This is a genomic window from Pseudomonas sp. 2995-3 (assembly GCF_002742565.1).
Taxonomy (GTDB): Bacteria; Pseudomonadota; Gammaproteobacteria; order Pseudomonadales; family Pseudomonadaceae; genus Aquipseudomonas; species Aquipseudomonas edaphica.
Genome location: NZ_LJSB01000194.1, coordinates 103,755 through 121,793 on the forward strand (window position 1 = coordinate 103,755; position 18,039 = coordinate 121,793).

The following is an 18,039-nucleotide window of genomic DNA, read 5'->3' on the forward strand; positions in this document are numbered from 1 at the left end:
TCACTTTCTGCGCAACAAAAGAAAGCGTTGGCGGTAATGCTCAAGCAGCAAGGCATCAACCTGTTTGAGATTGCCCCGGTTTTCAAGCGTCAGGAAGGCGAGCCGCTGCGACTCTCTTATGCCCAGGAGCGGCAGTGGTTTTTGTGGCAGTTGGAGCCGCAGAGCCCTGCCTACCATTTGCCACGTGCGTTGCGGTTGAAAGGTCGACTTGATCGATCGGCCTTGCAGCGCAGCTTTGATGCCTTGATTGCCCGTCACGAAAGTTTGCGCACCTGCCTGCATCAAGACGTCGATCAGGTATTACAGGTGGTGAAGCCTGAGCTGCACCTTGAGATCGCTGAGGGTGTGGGTGAGCGCACGCAACTCGAAGCTCAAGTGCAAGCCGAAGTCGCCGAACCCTTCGATCTGCAACAAGGCCCGCTGTTGCGGGTGAAGTTACTGCAGCTGGCACCGGATGAGCATGTGCTGGTGCTGGTGCTGCACCACATTGTCTCCGACGGCTGGTCGATGCAGGTCATGGTCGATGAGCTGGTGCAGTTGTACGTGGGCTACAGCCAGGGCCAGGATGTGCGTTTGCCTGAGTTGCCGGTTCAATACCCCGACTACGCCTTGTGGCAGCGCAGTTGGATGGAAGCCGGCGAAAAAGAGCGCCAGTTGGGTTATTGGGTTGAGCGGTTGGGCGGTGAGCAACCGGTATTGGAGTTGCCCCTGGATCATCCGCGCCCGCCGGTGCAAAGCTATCGCGGCGCGCGCCTGGACATGGACCTGGACGCGGTGTTGGTCAGCCGTCTCAAGGCGCTGGCTCAACGCGAAGGTGTGACGTTGTTCATGCTGTTGCTGGCGTCCTTCCAGACGCTGTTGTATCGCTACAGCGGGCAGTCGGATATCCGCGTCGGAGTGCCGATCGCCAACCGTAATCGCGCAGAAACCGAGCGTCTTATCGGCTTCTTCGTCAATACCCAGGTGTTCAAGGCTGATATCGACGGGCAGATGCCCTTTAGTCAGTTGCTGGCCCAGGTCAAGCAGCGCGCACTCGAAGCCCAGAGCCATCAGGATCTGCCATTCGAGCAGCTTGTCGAGGCGCTGCAACCGGAGCGCAGCCTGAGCCATAACCCGTTGTTTCAGGTGATGTTCAACCACCAGACCGAAGCCCATAAGTCGCGGGGCGAGCTGCAATTGCCGGGCCTGGCACTTGAGGCGCTGGAGTGGGGCAGCCAGAGCGCACAGTTTGACCTTAGCCTGGATACTCAAGAATCTCCGCAAGGTATCCGGGCTTCGCTGACCTACGCCACGGACCTGTTTGAGGCGCCCACTGTGCAGCGCATGGCCGAGCATTGGCAGCGTTTGCTGCGCGCTATTGTCGGGCGTGCGGACACCCGTGTGGCGCAGTTGGCCATGCTGATCGATGCAGAACAGCGTGATTTGCTGTACGCCTGGAACCAGGGTGGCCCCGTGTTCGAGGCGGCGACAGGCGTTCACGGGTTGTTCGAGGTCCAGGTGCAGCAGCGCCCGGAGGCAGTTGCGCTGTGCCTGGACGAACACACCATCAGCTATGCCGAGTTGAATCGCCAAGCCAATCGCCTGGCGCATGCGCTGATTGAGCGCGGTGTCGGCCCGGAAGTGCGGGTGGGTGTGGCAGTCGAGCGCTCGTTCGAGATGGTGGTTGGCTTGTTGGCCGTGCTTAAGGCGGGCGGCGCCTATGTGCCGCTGGACCCGCAATACCCGCGTGAACGCCTGCTGCACATGCTTGAGGACAGCGGCGTGCGTGTGGTGCTGACGCAACCCCATGTGCCGATGCCGCTGCCCGAAGGCATGGCGACGTTGGATGTGGCGGATTCGGGGCTGGCCCACTACGGCGAGAGCAACCCGCTGGTCAAGGTCGACAAACACAACCTGGCTTACGTGATCTACACCTCCGGTTCCACCGGCAAGCCCAAAGGTGTGGCGATCAATCATGCGGCGCTGACTGAGTTTTCCCGGATGGCCGCCGATTACTCGCGCCTGACCCAGGATGACCGCGTACTGCAATTCGCTACCTTGAATTTCGACGGTTTCGTCGAGCAGCTCTACCCGGCGCTGACCCACGGCGCGACGGTGGTCCTGCGCGGGCCGCAGCTGTGGGACAGCGCTCGGCTGTACGACGAAATCATCGCCCAAGGCATCACCCTGGCCGACTTGCCCACCGCTTACTGGAACCTGTTCCTGCTCGATTGCCTGGCGGCGGGGCCTCGATCCTATGGCGCGCTTCGCCAGGTGCACATCGGTGGCGAAGCCATGCCACTGGACGGCCCGGCGCAGTGGGTGAAAGCCGGTCTTGGCCATGTACGCTTGCTCAATACCTATGGCCCCACAGAAGCGACCGTGGTGTCGAGTGTGCTGGACTGCTCAGCGGCTGCTGAAATCGTCGGTGCCACCGCCAGCCCGATTGGCCGTTCCTTGCCAGGGCGCGCCCTTTACGTGCTGGACCGTGACTTGAACCTGACGCCGTTGGGGGCGGTGGGCGAGTTGTACATCGGCAGCCGCTGCGGTTTGGCGCGCGCCTATTTGAACCGCGCGCTGCTCACGGCTGAGCGCTTTGTGCCGGACCCGTTCGGCGAAATCGGCGAGCGCCTGTATCGCACCGGTGACCTGGCACGCTATCGCGCCGATGGCGTCATCGAGTATGTCGGGCGGGTCGATCATCAAGTCAAGATCCGCGGTTTTCGTATCGAGCTGGGTGAAATCGAGGCGCTGTTGTTGGCTCAGCCCTGCGTGCGCGAAACACTGGTGCTGGCCGTCGACAATCAATTGGTCGCCTATCTGGTTGCCGAGCAGCAAGACGCCGCAACCCTCAAGCTGACGCTGCGCGAACAACTGCCGGATTATATGGTGCCGACCCACATCATCTTCCTTGACCGCATGCCGCTGAACCCCAACGGCAAGCTGGATCGTCACGCGCTGCCCAAACCCGACGCCAACCAATCGCAGCAGGCATGGGTGGCACCGGTGACTGAGCTGGAGCAGCAGGTCGCTGCCGTATGGGCGCAAATCCTGGGTGCCGAGCGGGTAGGGTTGACCGACCACTTCTTTGAGATGGGCGGGCATTCGCTGTTGGCCATGCAGGTGGTATCACGCTTGCGTCATACGCTGGGGCGCGAAGTACCGCTCAAGCTGGTGTTCGAGCAGCCTCGCCTGGAAGGATTTGCTGGCGCTTTGCACGCGCTGGATGGTGGCCTGGGTGAGCAGGCGCCGGCACTGGTGGCGGTCGGTCGTGACCAGCCGTTGCCACTGTCCTATGCCCAGGAGCGCCAGTGGTTCCTTTGGCAACTGGCCCCGGACAGCGCCGCCTACCATATTCCCAGTGCCTTGCGCCTCAGGGGGCGGCTGGACACGGCGGCGTTGCAGCGCAGTTTCGATGAGTTGGTCGCTCGCCATGAAAGCCTGCGCACCTGCGTCGAACAGCACGCGGAGGGGGCGCGGCAAGTTATCCGTGCACAGGTGGTGTTGCCTGTCCAGTGCGTTGACGTGCAAGAAGCTGATCTGCAAGCGCAAGTCGAAGCCGAAATCGCCCGCCCGTTCAATCTGCAACGCGGGCCGTTGCTGCGCGTGACCTTAATGCGTGTGGCGCAGGACGATCATGTGTTGGTGCTGGTGCAGCATCACATCGTTTCTGACGGTTGGTCGATGCAAGTCATGATCGACGAACTGGTGCAGCTCTATGCCGCGTTCAGCCAGGGCCAGGCTGTGCAGTTGCCGGTGATGCCGATCCAGTACGCCGACTTTGCCGTGTGGCAGCGTACGTGGATGGAGGCGGGTGAAAAGTCCCGCCAGCTGGATTACTGGCGTGACTTGCTCGGTGGCGAGCAGCCCGTGCTGGAGTTGCCATTCGACCATCAGCGCCCGGCGCAGCAAAGCCATCGTGGCGCGCGCCTGGATGTGCCGTTACCTGCCGAGCTGGCGCGAGGTCTTAAAACCCTGGCCCAGGCGCAGGGCGTGACGATGTTCATGTTACTGCTGGCCTCGTTCCAGACGTTGCTGCACCGCTACAGCGGCCAGCAAGACATTCGCGTAGGCGTGCCGATCGCCAATCGCAACCGTGTGGAAACCGAGCGTCTGATCGGCTTTTTCGTCAACACTCAGGTACTCAAGGCCGATATCGACGGGCACATGACGGTTGCCGAGTTGTTGGCCCAGGTCAAGCAGCGTGCGCTGGAGGCCCAGGCCCATCAGGACCTGCCGTTCGAGCAATTGGTCGAAGCCCTGCAACCCGAGCGTAGCCTGAGCCTGAACCCGCTGTTCCAGGTGATGTTCAACTATCAGAGTGAGGGTCACCTGGGGGCGCAAGCACTGACGGATTTGCGCATCGAAGGCCTGGAGTGGGAACGCCGTACCGCGCATTTTGATCTCGACATGGATGTGCATGAAAGTACAGAAGGGCTGTGGGCCTCGCTGGGCTATGCCACCGACCTGTTTGAAGCCGTCACCATTGAGCGGATGGCCCGCCACTGGCAGAACCTGTTGCAGGCGATGGTGGCCGATCAACAACAGAATATCGGCCAGTTGCACTTGTTGGACAGCGACGAGCAGCAGCACATCCTGCAACTGTGGAACCAGACCGACGCCGGCTTCTCGGCCGAGCGTCTGGTGCATGAGCTGTTTGCTGATCGCGTGCGGGAAAACCCGGATGCGGTGGCGGTCAAATTCGATACGCAAACCCTGACTTATGGCGAGCTGGACCGCCAGGCCAACCGCCTGGCCCATGCGCTGATCGCCCGTGGCGTCGGCCCGGAAGTGCGGGTGGCGATTGCCATGCCGCGCAGCGCGCAAATCATGGTGGCGTTCCTCGCGGTGATGAAAGCCGGTGGCGTGTATGTGCCGCTGGACATCGAATACCCGCGTGATCGTTTGCTGTACATGATGCAAGACAGCCGCGCGAAATTGCTGCTGAGCCACAGCAGTGCCTTGGCGCAATTGCCGGTAGCGGAAGGGCTCGAAACCCTGGCCATTGACCGCACCGAAGACTGGACCGGCTACAGCGATACCGCGCCGCAGGTAAATCTGGATGGCGACAACCTCGCCTACGTGATCTACACCTCCGGCTCCACCGGCATGCCCAAAGGCGTGGCGGTTTCCCACGGGCCGTTGGTGGCGCACATCATCGCCACCGGGGAGCGTTATGAAACCGGCCCGGCCGATTGCGAACTGCATTTCATGTCCTTCGCCTTCGATGGTTCCCATGAAGGCTGGATGCACCCGCTGATCAACGGCGCCAGCGTACTGATCCGCGACGACAGCCTGTGGCTGCCGGAATACACCTACGCGCAAATGCACCGTCACCACGTGACCATGGCCGTGTTCCCGCCGGTGTACCTGCAACAGTTGGCCGAGCATGCCGAGCGCGATGGCAACCCGCCCAATGTGCGCGTGTACTGCTTCGGCGGCGATGCGGTGGCGCAGGCCAGTTACGACCTGGCGTGGCGCGCACTGAAACCGACCTACTTGTTCAACGGCTACGGCCCGACCGAAACCGTGGTCACGCCGCTGCTGTGGAAAGCCCGTCGCGGCGATCCGTGCGGCGCGGTCTATGCGCCGATCGGCACACTGTTGGGCAACCGCAGCGGCTACGTGCTGGACTCACAACTCAACCTGCAACCCATCGGCGTGGCTGGTGAGCTGTACCTGGGCGGCGAAGGCGTGGCCCGTGGTTATCTGGAGCGCCCGGCACTCACCGCCGAGCGTTTTGTGCCGGACCCGTTCGGCAAGCCCGGCAGCCGCGTTTACCGCAGCGGCGACCTGACCCGTGGCCGTGCGGACGGCGTGGTGGATTACCTAGGGCGTGTCGACCATCAGGTGAAAATTCGTGGTTTCCGTATTGAGTTGGGTGAAATCGAGGCGCGCCTGCGTGAGCAGGATGCGGTTGGTGAAACGGTCGTCGTGGCCCAGGAAAGTCCGAGCGGCAAGCAGTTGGTGGCGTACGTCGTGCCCGCTGAACCCGTGGCCGACCCGGTCGCATTCCGCGAAGCCTTGCGTCGTGCCCTGAAAACCCGTCTGCCTGACTATATGGTGCCTGCGCACTTCATGTTCCTGGACCAGATGCCGTTGACGCCCAACGGCAAGCTCGACCGTAAGGGCTTGCCCCAGCCGGACGCGGCGCAGTCGCAAGGTGTGTGGGTTGAGCCGGTTACGCCATTGCAACAGCAGGTCGCGGCGATTTGGGCCCAAGTGCTGGGCGCTGTGCGCATTGGCCTGACGGACCACTTCTTCGAGTTGGGCGGGCACTCGTTGCTGGCCATGCAGGTGATTTCCCGTGTGCGCCAGTTACTTGAGCGTGACGTGCCACTGCGCACCTTGTTTGAGCAGCCGCAACTGCAGGGTTTTGTGCTGGCACTGCACGCCGCTGAAGAGGACTTGGCGCCGCCAATGCGGGCGATAGGACGGGATCAGCCGTTAGTGCTGTCCTTTGCCCAGGAGCGACAGTGGTTTCTTTGGCAGCTGGACCCGCAAAGCGCCGCTTACCACATCCCGAGCATTCTGCGCCTGAGCGGCCGCCTTGATCTGCATGCCTTGCAGTGCAGCTTTGATCGCTTGGTGGCGCGACATGAAAGCTTGCGCACTCGCATCAATCAGCAGGATGAGCGCACGGTGCAGGTGGTTTTGCCTGCCGAACCGTTGTCAATCATGCGAGGCGATGCCACTGAGCAGACACTGCAGCAGCAGGTAGAAGCCGAAATTGCCAAGCCTTTCGACCTGCAGCAAGGGCCGCTGCTGCGCGTCACCTTGTTGCGCCTGGCCGAAGATGAGCACGTGCTGGTGCTGGTGCAGCACCATATCGTTTCCGATGGCTGGTCGATGCAGGTGATGGTCGACGAACTGGTGCAGTTGTATAGCGCCTACCGCCAGGGCGAGGTCGCGCAGTTGCCGGCGCTGGCGTTGCAATATGCCGATTACGCACACTGGCAACGCGAGTGGATGGCGGCAGGTGAGCGCGAGCGTCAGTTGGCTTACTGGTGCGAACTGCTGGGCGGTGAGCAACCGGTGTTGGAACTTCCGACCGCGCACGCGCGCCCGGCGCAGCAAAGCTATCGCGGTGCCAGCCTGGAGCTTGAGTTGCCGACGCAACTGGCCGAGGGGCTCAACGCATTGGCGCAGCGCGAGGGCGTGACGCTGTTCATGCTGTTGCTGGCGTCTTTTCAGGGTTTGTTGTACCGCTACAGTGGCCAGCACGACATCCGTGTCGGGGTGCCGATCGCCAACCGAAACCGGGTTGAGGTCGAGCGGTTGGTCGGCTTCTTTGTCAACACGCAGGTACTCAAGGCCGACGTGGACGAGCAGATCACCGTTACCCAACTGTTGCAGCAGGCCAAACACCGCAGCCTGGATGCGCAGAGCCATCAGGACCTGCCCTTCGAGCAACTGGTCGAAGCCCTGCAGCCGGAGCGCAGCCTGAGCCATAACCCGTTGTTCCAGGTGTTGTTCAACCATCAGAGCGAGGCGGGGTTGGCCACCCGCGGCCGTCAGTTGCCCGATTTGCGGGTAGAGGGCCTGGATTGGGGTAGCCAGACCGCGCAGTTCGACCTGAGCCTGGACACCCAGGCCACCGCGCAGGGTATCTGGGCCACCCTGACCTATGCGACCGACCTGTTCGAACCAGCCATGCTCACGCGCATGCTGGGGCACTGGCAAAATCTGTTGCAAGGCATGCTCGACGACCCGCAACAGCGCGTCAGCCAGTTGCCGCTGTTGGAGGGCACCGAGCAACGTATTGCGCTGCAAAACTGGAACGCCACTGCTCGCGACTACACGCAGCAGCCTGTGCATCAGTTGATCGAAGCCCAGGTCGAACTCACGCCGGATGCCGAGGCGCTGGTATTTGCCGGGCAGCGCTTGACGTACACCCAACTTAATCGGCGGGCCAACCGCCTGGCCCATCGCCTGATGGACGCCGGTGTCGGCCCCGACGTGTTGGTGGGGCTGGCCGTGGAGCGTTCGATAGACATGGTCGTCGGCCTGTTGGCGGTACTCAAGGCCGGTGGCGCTTATGTGCCGCTCGATCCGGAATACCCACGCGAGCGACTGGCCTACATGCTGGAAGACAGCGGCGTGAGTATGTTGCTGACCCAGGCCCATCTGTTGAGTCAATTGCCGATTCCACAGGGTGTGGACACGCTGGTGTTGGGCGAGGCCGATGTCGACAGTTACAGCGAAGCCAATCCCATTAGCGTGCTGAGCGGCGAAAACCTCGCCTATGTGATCTACACCTCCGGCTCCACCGGCCAGCCCAAAGGGGGGGGCAACCGCCATTGTGCGTTGACCAACCGCCTGTGCTGGATGCAGGAAGCCTACGGGTTGAACGTCCGTGACACGGTGCTGCAAAAGACCCCGTTCAGCTTCGACGTGTCGGTGTGGGAGTTCTTCTGGCCGCTGATGACAGGCGCACGCCTGGTAGTGGCTGCGCCGGGTGATCACCGCGACCCGGCCAGGCTGGTAGAGCTGATCAATACCGAAGAGGTCACCACGCTGCACTTTGTGCCGTCGATGCTGCAGGCTTTCCTGCAAGACCTGGCCGTTGCTTCCTGCCACTCCTTGCAACGCATTGTGTGCAGCGGCGAAGCGCTGCCGGTGGATGCGCAACAGCAGGTATTGCGCAAGTTGCCGCAAGCCGCGTTGTACAACCTGTATGGCCCGACCGAAGCCGCCATCGACGTGACCCACTGGACCTGCATCGACGAAGGGCGTGACACGGTGCCCATTGGCCAGCCGATCGCCAACCTGTGCACCTATGTGCTGGACGCACAACTGCAAGCGACCGCTGTGGGTGTGGCCGGTGAGTTGTACCTGGGCGGTATCGGCTTGGCACGCGGTTATCATCGACGCCCGGGGCTCACCGCCGAACGGTTTGTCGCTTCGCCGTTCGAGCCCGGAGCGCGCCTGTATCGTACCGGCGACCGCGTGCGTCAGCGTGCCGACGGGGTTATCGAATACCTTGGGCGCCTGGATCATCAGGTCAAATTGCGTGGCCTGCGCATTGAATTGGGTGAGATTGAAGCGCGCGTTCTTGAACATCCGCAGGTGCAGGAAGCCTCGGTCCAGGTGGTTGATGGCAAGCACCTGGTGGGCTATCTGGTATTGCTGGCGCCGAGCGAAACCTGGCGTGAATCCCTGGGCGCACACCTGTTGGCGCACTTGCCGGACTATATGGTGCCGGCGCAATGGGTGCTGCTGGCGCAAATGCCCCTGAGCCCGAATGGCAAGCTGGACCGCAAGGCGTTGCCCAAGCCTGATGCGCACGCGCAAGAACGCGTCTATCAGGCGCCGCAGACGCAGCTGGAGCAGCGCCTCGCGACGATTTGGGCCGAGGTCCTGGAGGTTGAACGCGTCGGGTTAAATGACAATTTCTTTGAGCTGGGTGGCCATTCGCTGTTGGTGTTGAGGCTCAAGGAGCGCATCCGCAAGGCGACCGGCACAGCGCTGTCGGTCAGCCAACTGATGCTTAACCCGACCATTGCGGGGCAGGTGGCCTGCCTGGGTGGCGAAACCCGCCACTCGCTGATCGTCAAACTCAACAGCCAGACCCAAGGCACGCCACTGTTCCTTTTCCACCCAAGCTTTGGTTCGGTGCATTGCTACAAGGCCATCGGCCTGGCACTGCGTGAACAACGGCCGGTGCTGGGGGTGATCAGTCGGGCGTTGGTCGAGGAGGGTAGTGACGTGCCCAACTGGCAATCAATGGTCGATGACTACACCGCGCAACTGCTCGATGCCGTACCCGAAGGCCCTTATCGCCTGGCCGGTTGGTCCCTGGGTGGCAACCTGGCCATGGAGGTCGCGTATGCGTTGGAACAGGCGGGGCGTGTGGTAGAGGTTGTGGGGTGGATCGACGCATCGCCGCCGTACTGGCTCAAGGACTATTGGGACACAGCAGTGATGACCGATGACAGTGAAGCGCCGGTTAATCAACGGCGGGTCGAGTTATTGCAGGTGATGTTTGCGCAGTCGAGCCAGCTGATCCAAGACGCATGGTTGCAAAGCCAGGCGGTTGCCGACGACGAGGTTCAGCAATGGCAGGTGTTCAGCACGTGGGCCGAAAATGCACTCGGTGAAACCTATCTTGAAGTAAAGGCCAGCTTGCTTGAAGGTGACGAAGCGCAGATCTCCTGGGAACTCGACCGTGCTCTTGGCCAGAGTCTCAAGGACGCCGACTTCAAGCCGATCCAGGCACCGATCAATTGCTGGTGGGCCGCTGCGAGCCGGGCAGGGCAGCATCGTCAGTTAATTGAGGCAAGCATGGCGCAGGTTATGGGCCGTCCATGTATTGAGCAGTCAGTACTGATCGACTCTACCCATGATCGAATCATCGATAACGCCGCGTTCGTGCAGAGCTTTGCTGATGCGATGAAGTAACCCCCGGTGTAAAAGAAACGCCCCTGGACCGATGGCCAGGGGCGTTTTTTTATCGGTGTTATTCGCCAAACGCCACGATTCAGCGGGCAACAAAAAGCCCCTGGTCATCAGCGATGACCAGGGGCTTGGGCCGGATCAGAAGTTCCAGCGGGTGCTGAGCATGACGTTACGCGGGTCGCCGTAGTAAGCCGAGTTGTAGAAGCCGATGTTGGTGTAGTACTTCTTGTCGAAGATGTTGTTGACGTTGAGGGTCGCCGATACGTTCTCGGTCACCTGGTAACGGGCCATCGCGTCGACGATCCACAGTGGGTCCTGGGAGAAGTTTTCCTCGGTGCCTTTGGCATAGTTGTTCAGCAGTTTCCAGCCAGTGCCCTGCCAGCGCACGCCGGTGCCCAGGGTCAGCTTGTCGAGTGGGCCGGTCAGCTTGTAGCTGGTGTAGATATTGACCTGATCTTCCGGCTCCCAGGTGGAGAGCTTCTCACCCTGTTTGTCGCGCATGATCTTATGGGTATAGCCCGCCTGCAACTGCCAGCCTGGCGCCAGCTCGCCGGAAATTTCCGCTTCGTAGCCTTTGGTCTTGGCTTCGGTGCCCCTGGAGGCGTAATCCAGCCCTGGGTGGCTGTTGGGGATGTAATCCGTGTCGTCGACGGCGCGGTTTTTCTCGTGAACCTCGAAGTAGGCCAGGCTCGAATTCAGGCGACCGTCGAAGAACTCGCCCTTAAGGCCGATCTCGTAGTTCTTGCCTTCATCTGGTTCCAGCGGTTTGTCGTTGCGGTCTCGGTAATCGTCCTGGGGCAGGTAGATTTCGGTGAAGCTGGCGTAGGCCGAGAAGTTGTCGTTGAGGTCATAGGTGATGCCGGCATAAGGCACTACCTTGCCGGTGTCCTTGACCTGGCTGGTGCCGCTTACTTCGTAGTTGTTGACCCGAGTGCCGAGGATCAGGTGCAAGTCATCCGCGAGGCTGAAGCGCCCGGTGATGTAGCTGGCGCTCTGGCGGGTCAGCTCGTCGTTCTTTTTGGTTCGAGGACCACGGTCCGGCTTGGGGGCGTCGCCGTCCCAGTTGAAGTAGTCGTGGCTGTTGTCGTAGTTGGTGGCGTTGGTGTAGTCGCTGCCCAGCCAGTGCGAGCGCGAGACCGACGTGCCGACCACCAGTTCGTGCTCACGCCCGAACAGGCTGAACGGCCCAGTGGCGTAGAGATCACCCGTGTCGCTGGTGGTTTCACCATTGTAGGTACGGGTCAGCAGCGATGCCTTGCCCGTTTCGGCATTGGGTGACAGCAGGGCCGACAACGGGGCTTTGTAGCCGTTGATCTGGTGGTTGTACTGCGCCTTGCCGACCCAGCCGTTGTCGAACGTGTGTTCCAGGGTGGCGAAGGCGGTACGAGTGTACTGTTTCCACTTGCTGTACTTGGCGCCGTTGTTGAAGGAGCGCGGGGTGCTGATGTGGTTGCCGGCCGAGTCAAAGAGCGAGGCCGCACCGGACCAGCTGGAGCCCTGCGGGTCACTGTCCTGGTAGTCGCCACCGATGGTCAGCAACGTATCCGGTGCCAGGTCGAACTCGAGAATGCCGTAGTAGACGTTGGTCTGGCGTTGGTAGTGATCGAGGAACGTGTGTTTGTCCTGGTACGCCGCAACAGCACGACCACGCACGTTGCCGGTCTCGGTAAGCGGGCCGCTGACGTCGATTTCCGAGCGGTAGTTGTCCCAGGAGCCCGCGCCCAGGTCCACATAGCCCTTGAATTCCGAGGTGGGCTTTTTACGCACCATATTGATGGTGCCGCCCGGGCCGCCGGCGCCGGTCAGCAGGCCGGTGGCGCCCTTGAGAATTTCGACGCGGTCGTAGATCACGGTGTCGGTCAAGGTGTGGCCCGACGAGTACTGGGCATCCTGCAGGATCGGAATACCGTCGTACTGGAAGTTCTGAATGGCGAAACCGCGAGAGAAATAGCTGGTGCGCTCGCTGTCGTAGGTGGCAACGGTGATGCCCGGTGTGTGGCGCATCACGTCGTCGATCGACTTGAGGCTGAAGTCGTCCATAGCCTGGCGGGTCACCACGGAAATCGATTGCGGCGTCTCACGTGGGCTTAACACCATGCGCGTCGCGGTGGCGATGGTGCCAGGGGTGTAGGAGCCGGAGCCTTCGGTGATGGTCCCCAACTGGTTGGCGGTTACCTGGGTAGCACCCAGTTCCAGTGCCGACGTTTTCGCCGCGCTGATGGTGAACGAGCTGCCCTGCAGGTCATAGCTGATGCCCGTCCCGGACAGCAAGGTGGTCATGGCCTGGCCAGGTTGCAACTTGCCTTTGATCGCGTGGCTGCGCTTGCCTTCTACATCGGTAGGGCTGTAGAGCACCTGCAAGTTGGTCTGGCGACCGAACTCCTGAAGCGCGCTCCCCAGCGGCTGTGCGGGCACATTCAGCTCGACTTCCTGCGCCTGCACATAACCTGCCACCGGCAGTGCCAGTGCCAGGGCAATCGCGCTTGGCAGCAGAGGGGTATTCAAGAGGCGGCGCATGGAGAGTGCCTTGCTCAAGGGACTCAGACCGAACGTTGCTGGCATGGATGCATTCTCTTCTATGTTTTAAGTGGGCAGCTTTTAGTGTTTATTGAGGTCAATTCTCATTACCACTAGTGAGACGTTCCTATCCGGAAAAACCGGAAAATAAATTTCAAGCCGGCTCCATCTCGTGCACCACCTTGCCCGCTCGCAGGCGCACCAGTTGGTCGGCGATGTCGAAGTAGCGGTCGTCGTGGCTGATCACGATGATGGTTTTGCCCAGGCGCTTGAGGTCGGGCAGCAGCTCGGTGTAGAACACGCGGCGGAAGGCCGGGTCCTGGTCGGCGGCCCATTCGTCGAACACCAGCACCGGGCGCTCTTCGAGCCAGGCATTGACCAGCGCCAGGCGCTTGCGCTGCCCGGTGGAGAGGTCGGTGGTGCTGAATACGCCGTCCTTGACGCTGACTTTGTGCGCGATTTCCAGGCGCTCCAGGTACTTGGCAGCACTGTCCAGCGATTGCGTGGCGCTGCCCTGGACCAGGTCGTCGAACAGGTAATAGTCGGCGAACACCGTGGTGAACAATTGGCGATAGTCATCGCGCACCGGGTCGGTCACGGTTTCGCCGTTCAGGCGGATTTCGCCGGCGTCGGGTTGATACAGGCCCAGCAACAGTTTGATCAGTGTGGTCTTGCCGCAGCCGTTCTCGCCGACGATAAACACGATATCGCCCTGCTGGATGCTCAGGTTGATCGGCCCCAGGTGAAACGGCTCGCTGCCCTCTACCGGCGGTGGGCTGTAGGTGACGCCACGCAGTTCAAGGCTGTTGACCACCGGCGTGGGGGCTTCGCTGCCGTCCATCAACAGATGCGGCTCGGGGGACGAGAAGCGATCAGACAGCTCGGTGATACGCGCAAAGGCAATGCCGGCCTTGCCGATGATCGGCAGGTAACCGATCACGTGTTCGAGCGGGCCTTTCATGTACAGCAGTACCAACACAAAACCGGTGATCACCGCCGGGTCCGGGTTGGGGCTGTAGGCTTGCATGGCCAGGGCCAGGCCGATGACCACAAAGAACAGCATCGAGCCAAAGGTTTTGGCCACGATGTAGATGTTTACCGAGCGCACCTGGATGTCGCTGATCCGGTCGGCGGTTTCCTGGATACGGTGGGTGTTCATCCGGTAGCGCCGTGGCCGGTGGATGCGCAACTCCTTGGCGCCGGAGGCGATCGCCGAATAGTAGCGCTGCAGTTCGTCTTCCAGGTCACGGGCTGCATCGAAGCCGCGTATGCCTTTGTGGCCGGCGATGAACTGCACGCTGCTGCCGATCACAATGGCGACGATCATCATCAGGAACATTGGCACAGACAAGTAGGCCAGGTAACCCAGGCAACCCAGGGTTACCGTGCTGGCGATGGCCAGCGGGGTGAACGCGAAGGAGAAATCGCTGATGGTATCGACGTCGTGGGTGAGCACCGGGATCAGGCGGTGCGAGCGGTAGCGTTCGATCTGCTCGATGGGCGCCGACAGCACTTTCTCACCGAGATCCTTGCGCAGGGCGGCAATGATCCGCTGGCCCACATAGTTGGTGCCGATATCCGAGACGATCGAACTGGTCAGCGCCAACAGGCATAGCGCCGCAAAGGTCAGGACCACGCCCTGGGTCATGCCGGTTGTAGAGTGCAGGGCGTTATTGATAGTCGCCAGCAGCAACGTGATGGCCAGGCCGCCGGCCATGCCCAGCGCGACAGAGACTGTCACGATGGTGCGAAAAGGCCTGAGCAATGCGAGCAAACCGTTAAAGGCGCCGCGCTTGGGGTCGGTCATAAATACTTCCCGGAAAGTGAAAAAAGAGGGGGCTGGGCACACAGACCCTTACCCATGACAAACGAAGTGTCGGGGCGACTATTTAGCGCGGCGCGCCGGGCGGTGGCCTGGGTCGATAAATTGCCTGCAGGCTGGTTCGTTCTTGTTGTGTAGGCGCACGCGTATTGGCGCGTGCCTGATCTATCCAGCGAGAGCGAAACAATGACGAAAAAGAATCTGGTGTATGTCTGGTCCCTGAGAAACGCTGCCGCCGACAAGGCCGGGCAGCCGGTGGCCTACAAGGACCACGAGCGCTATATGAAGTCGGTGCTGGAGTTTCTGGTGGGGTCGCTGAACGACACACCGTTGGGCCAGGCCTACAACCTGGTCGGCGTGGTGTACGACGATGACGAGCAGAACCCGCGGGACCAGCAGTTGGTGGCCGACTATGGTTTTGCCTATCAGCCGGGTCGCCAGTGGCTGTACCCGGCGGACCTGCGCGTGCAGGGCAAGCTGGTCAATGACTTGTTGCTAAGCGTGCCGTCCACCTACCGCCGCCTGCCGCGTGGCAGCGCCGAACACATCGCCGGCAAGCAGGATTTTGAACGTCGCTTGCACGACACCCTGGTGGAGTTGAAGGCCGATATCGTGGTGCTGGACGGCCTGCTGGTGATCCTCGATGAGCTGGTGCGGCCCGGCGCGCCGTTTGCGCGGCGGATCATGAACATCCACCCAGGCATTACCCGTATTGAATCGCCTTACGAGCGCCGTGGCGCCTATGCCACCTGGAATGCCTTGTACGGCGCGCGCGGGCAGACGGTGGTGGATTGGGCGACCAAAGCCACCAAGGCCAGCGAACCGCTGTACCTCACCGGCGCTTCGTTCCATTACGTGGACAACGGCATTGATTCGGGCGAAGTGTTCCACGACGTGCTGAAAACCGAGATTTCGCCTGAGGACACCATCCTCGAATTGCGCTGGAACAACTTCAACAACAGCCTGTTCCCGGCGTTGCATGAAGGGTTGGAGTTGTTGGCCAAGCAGGCCTAAGGCGATCCAAGTGTGGGAGCTGGCTTGCCTGCGATGGCATCAACTCGGTGTACCTGATGTACCGAGGTGTCTGCATCGCAGGCAAGCCAGCTCCCACCTTCTGCTCGGTGTGCTGCTTAAAGGTCGCGCACTACCCGAAACCCAATCCAGTCCCCGCGGGTTTGCGGGTAGATGGTGTTGCGGTTGCCCGAGCGTGAGAACACCGGCGCTTCGCCCCAGTCATTGCCGCGGATCTGGTAGCCCTCGCAGTTGGGCTCCATCCAGGCGCTGCCGTCGGTAGGGGCGCCGATATAGTTGGGGTGCTCGCAGTCGGCAACCCGCTCATACACATTGCCGTGCATGTCGTACATGCCGAATGCATTCGGCGGGTAGCTGCCCACCGGCGAGGAATAGCTGTAGCCATCTGCCGGGCCGTAGGTGTTGGCGTGCTGGGCGATGCTGTAGCCCTTGCCCTCGTCGAACGGGAAGGGGAACGGCCCGGTGGAGCCGGCGCGGGCGGCGTATTCACGTTGGGCTTCGCTGACCATGTGGTACTTGTGGCCGGTTTTTTCCGATAGCCAGGCGACGTACTGCTTGATGTCGTCCATGTCCATGCACACTGCCGGCTGGCGTGGCCCTTGCGGGTAGCGGGGCTTGCTGGCGATGCATTCGCGGCCGGGGCGGGTGTCGCCGTCGGCGATCTTGACGCCGGTCTGGCGGATATAGCTGTCCCATTCGGCGGCAGTGACGTGGAAGCGGCTCATGGCAAACGGTTTGGCGAAGGTCACGTCGTGCATCGGGCCTTCATCGGGCTCGCGGCCGACTTCGTCTTCCGGCGTGCCCATGGTGAAGGTGCCGGCGGGCAGCACCACCATTTCCGGGCAGTCCTTGCAGTCCTTGAACACTTTGCCGGGTTGCGGCGTGGCGGCCTGCGCCAGGTTGGGCAGCCATGCCGCGCAAAGAGCAGTCAGCGCCAGGGCGGTCAGGGGTTTGAGTCGGGATGGATTCATGTGGGCATCTCGTTCAAAGGAAAAAAGGGCGCATCACAGGCGTTGGCTCAGCAGGGCCGTAAACTGCTGGATTTCGTCGGAGCTGTTGAGCAGGCCGGGGGAGGTACGGATTACCGGGCCGACATCACGGTCGACGGCGTCGATCACCACGCGGTTTTTCATCATGTGGGCGACCACGGCTTCGCTGTCCTGACCCTTGATGCGGAAGAACGTAAAACCTGCCGACAGGTCGGTGCTGCGCGGTGTCACCAACTCGATCTGCGGATACGCCAGCAACTGGGTTTTGAGTTCGCTGTTGAGTATGTGGATGCGCGCCTCAACCTGTGCCTTGCCCAGTTGCAGGTGCAGCTTGAACGCTTCATCCGCCGCCCAGCGATGCTCAAAGGCGTGGTAGCCGCCGGGCGTCATGGTGGTGGCAAAGTTGGTGTCTTCGGAGAAGGTCGGCACCATGGGTGTGACGTATTTGTTTTCGGCGTCGCGGGCGCAGACCAGCCCGGTGCCGCGTGGGCCGAACATCCATTTATGCGTGCCGGCGATAAAGAAGTCGCAGTGCATGGCCGGGAAGTCGAGGTTCTCCACGCCAAAACCATGTACGCCATCGACCACATACAGGATGCGGTCGTTGTCGTCGCGGTTGCGATTGAGTTCCTCCACCAGCTTGCCGATTTCGCCGATCGGCAGCTTCACGCCACTGCCGGACTGCACCCAGGTCATGCCCAGCACGCGGGTAGTGGGGCGAATGGCGCGCTTGATGTTGCCCAGCACTTCGTCACTGGAGACCTGGCTGGCGCGCTCGAACAAGCGGATGCGCCGCACCTGCGTGCCTTGGCGGGCGACGCGAAAATCCAGCACGTTCTGGGTGGCGTAGTGTTCGTGTTCGGTGGTGAGAATCTCTTGGTCGGGGCGCAGCTTGATCCCGCCGTAGATCATCGCCAGGCCTTCCGACGTGCTGCCGGTGAGGGCGATCTGCGCCGGCTTGGCGTTCAGGTAACGACCGGCCCATTCGCGCACCTGGCCTTCACGTTTCCAGGTTTCTTCCAGGCCCCAGTCCATGGCCAGGCCGGGGTTGCGGTCGATCTGCTGGCGGTAGCGCTCAATGGCTTCGCGCACGGGGCGTGGGTGGGAGGTGACCAGGAAGTTGGAAAAGTGCAGGTAGTCCGGGTCTTGGGTGAACAGCTGTTTGAAACCCGTCCATGGGTCGTTTGTGGCAGGCGACTGGGTGGCTGCCTGGGCGTGCGCGAGCAATGTGCTGCCCAATGGCAGGCTGGCGGCGAGTACGCCAGCCTGCTTGAGGAATGTACGGCGGTCGGTCATGGACTG

Annotated in this window: 6 protein-coding genes; 2 read left to right on the forward strand and 4 right to left on the reverse strand. The window is 61.6% G+C overall.

What is annotated here, in order from left to right:
- Positions 1-36: 36 nt before the first annotated feature.
- Positions 37-10,380 carry a non-ribosomal peptide synthetase gene (locus tag AOA62_RS17480; protein ID WP_099549286.1) on the forward strand — a complete coding sequence of 3,448 codons (10,344 nt, stop codon included), beginning with the start codon at positions 37-39 and terminating at the stop codon, positions 10,378-10,380.
- Between the two features lie 135 nt (positions 10,381-10,515).
- On the opposite strand, the gene AOA62_RS17485 is transcribed toward AOA62_RS17480, so the two are convergent.
- Together AOA62_RS17485 and AOA62_RS17490 are read right to left on the reverse strand one after the other, a co-directional pair.
- Entirely contained in the window at positions 10,516-12,894 is a 2,379-nt protein-coding gene (locus tag AOA62_RS17485; protein ID WP_017138098.1) for a TonB-dependent siderophore receptor, read from the reverse strand.
- Positions 12,895-13,048: 154 nt separating this feature from the next.
- Positions 13,049-14,701: a cyclic peptide export ABC transporter gene (locus AOA62_RS17490; protein ID WP_099549287.1), complete on the reverse strand. Its 1,653-nt coding sequence runs from the start codon at positions 14,699-14,701 to the stop codon at positions 13,049-13,051.
- A gap of 201 nt (positions 14,702-14,902) precedes the next feature.
- Here AOA62_RS17490 and AOA62_RS17495 point away from each other — a divergent pair, with 201 nt between their 5' ends.
- Positions 14,903-15,730, forward strand: a complete 828-nt coding sequence (locus AOA62_RS17495; RefSeq protein ID WP_099549288.1) for a formyltransferase family protein — start codon at positions 14,903-14,905, stop codon at positions 15,728-15,730.
- Between the two features lie 116 nt (positions 15,731-15,846).
- Here the strand turns inward: AOA62_RS17495 and AOA62_RS17505 are convergent, their stop codons facing one another.
- A complete protein-coding gene (locus AOA62_RS17505) occupies positions 15,847-16,719 on the reverse strand; it encodes a formylglycine-generating enzyme family protein (protein ID WP_099549289.1) in 873 nt (290 codons plus the stop codon).
- Positions 16,720-16,752: 33 nt separating this feature from the next.
- Positions 16,753-18,033 (reverse strand): aminotransferase class V-fold PLP-dependent enzyme, encoded by a 1,281-nt coding sequence (locus AOA62_RS17510; RefSeq protein WP_099549290.1) that lies wholly within the window; start codon positions 18,031-18,033, stop codon positions 16,753-16,755.
- Positions 18,034-18,039: the final 6 nt, after the last annotated feature.

Bases quoted from the DNA above. Each gene is read 5' to 3' on its own strand.
- AOA62_RS17480 (WP_099549286.1), top strand. From the start codon at position 37: ATGCTCAAGCAGCAAGGCATCAACCTGTTTGAGATTGCCCCGGTTTTC.
- AOA62_RS17505 (WP_099549289.1), bottom strand. From the start codon at position 16,719: ATGAATCCATCCCGACTCAAACCCCTGACCGCCCTGGCGCTGACTGCT.
- AOA62_RS17490 (WP_099549287.1), bottom strand. From the start codon at position 14,701: ATGACCGACCCCAAGCGCGGCGCCTTTAACGGTTTGCTCGCATTGCTC.
- AOA62_RS17495 (WP_099549288.1), top strand. From the start codon at position 14,903: ATGACGAAAAAGAATCTGGTGTATGTCTGGTCCCTGAGAAACGCTGCC.
- AOA62_RS17510 (WP_099549290.1), bottom strand. From the start codon at position 18,033: ATGACCGACCGCCGTACATTCCTCAAGCAGGCTGGCGTACTCGCCGCC.
- AOA62_RS17485 (WP_017138098.1), bottom strand. From the start codon at position 12,894: ATGCGCCGCCTCTTGAATACCCCTCTGCTGCCAAGCGCGATTGCCCTG.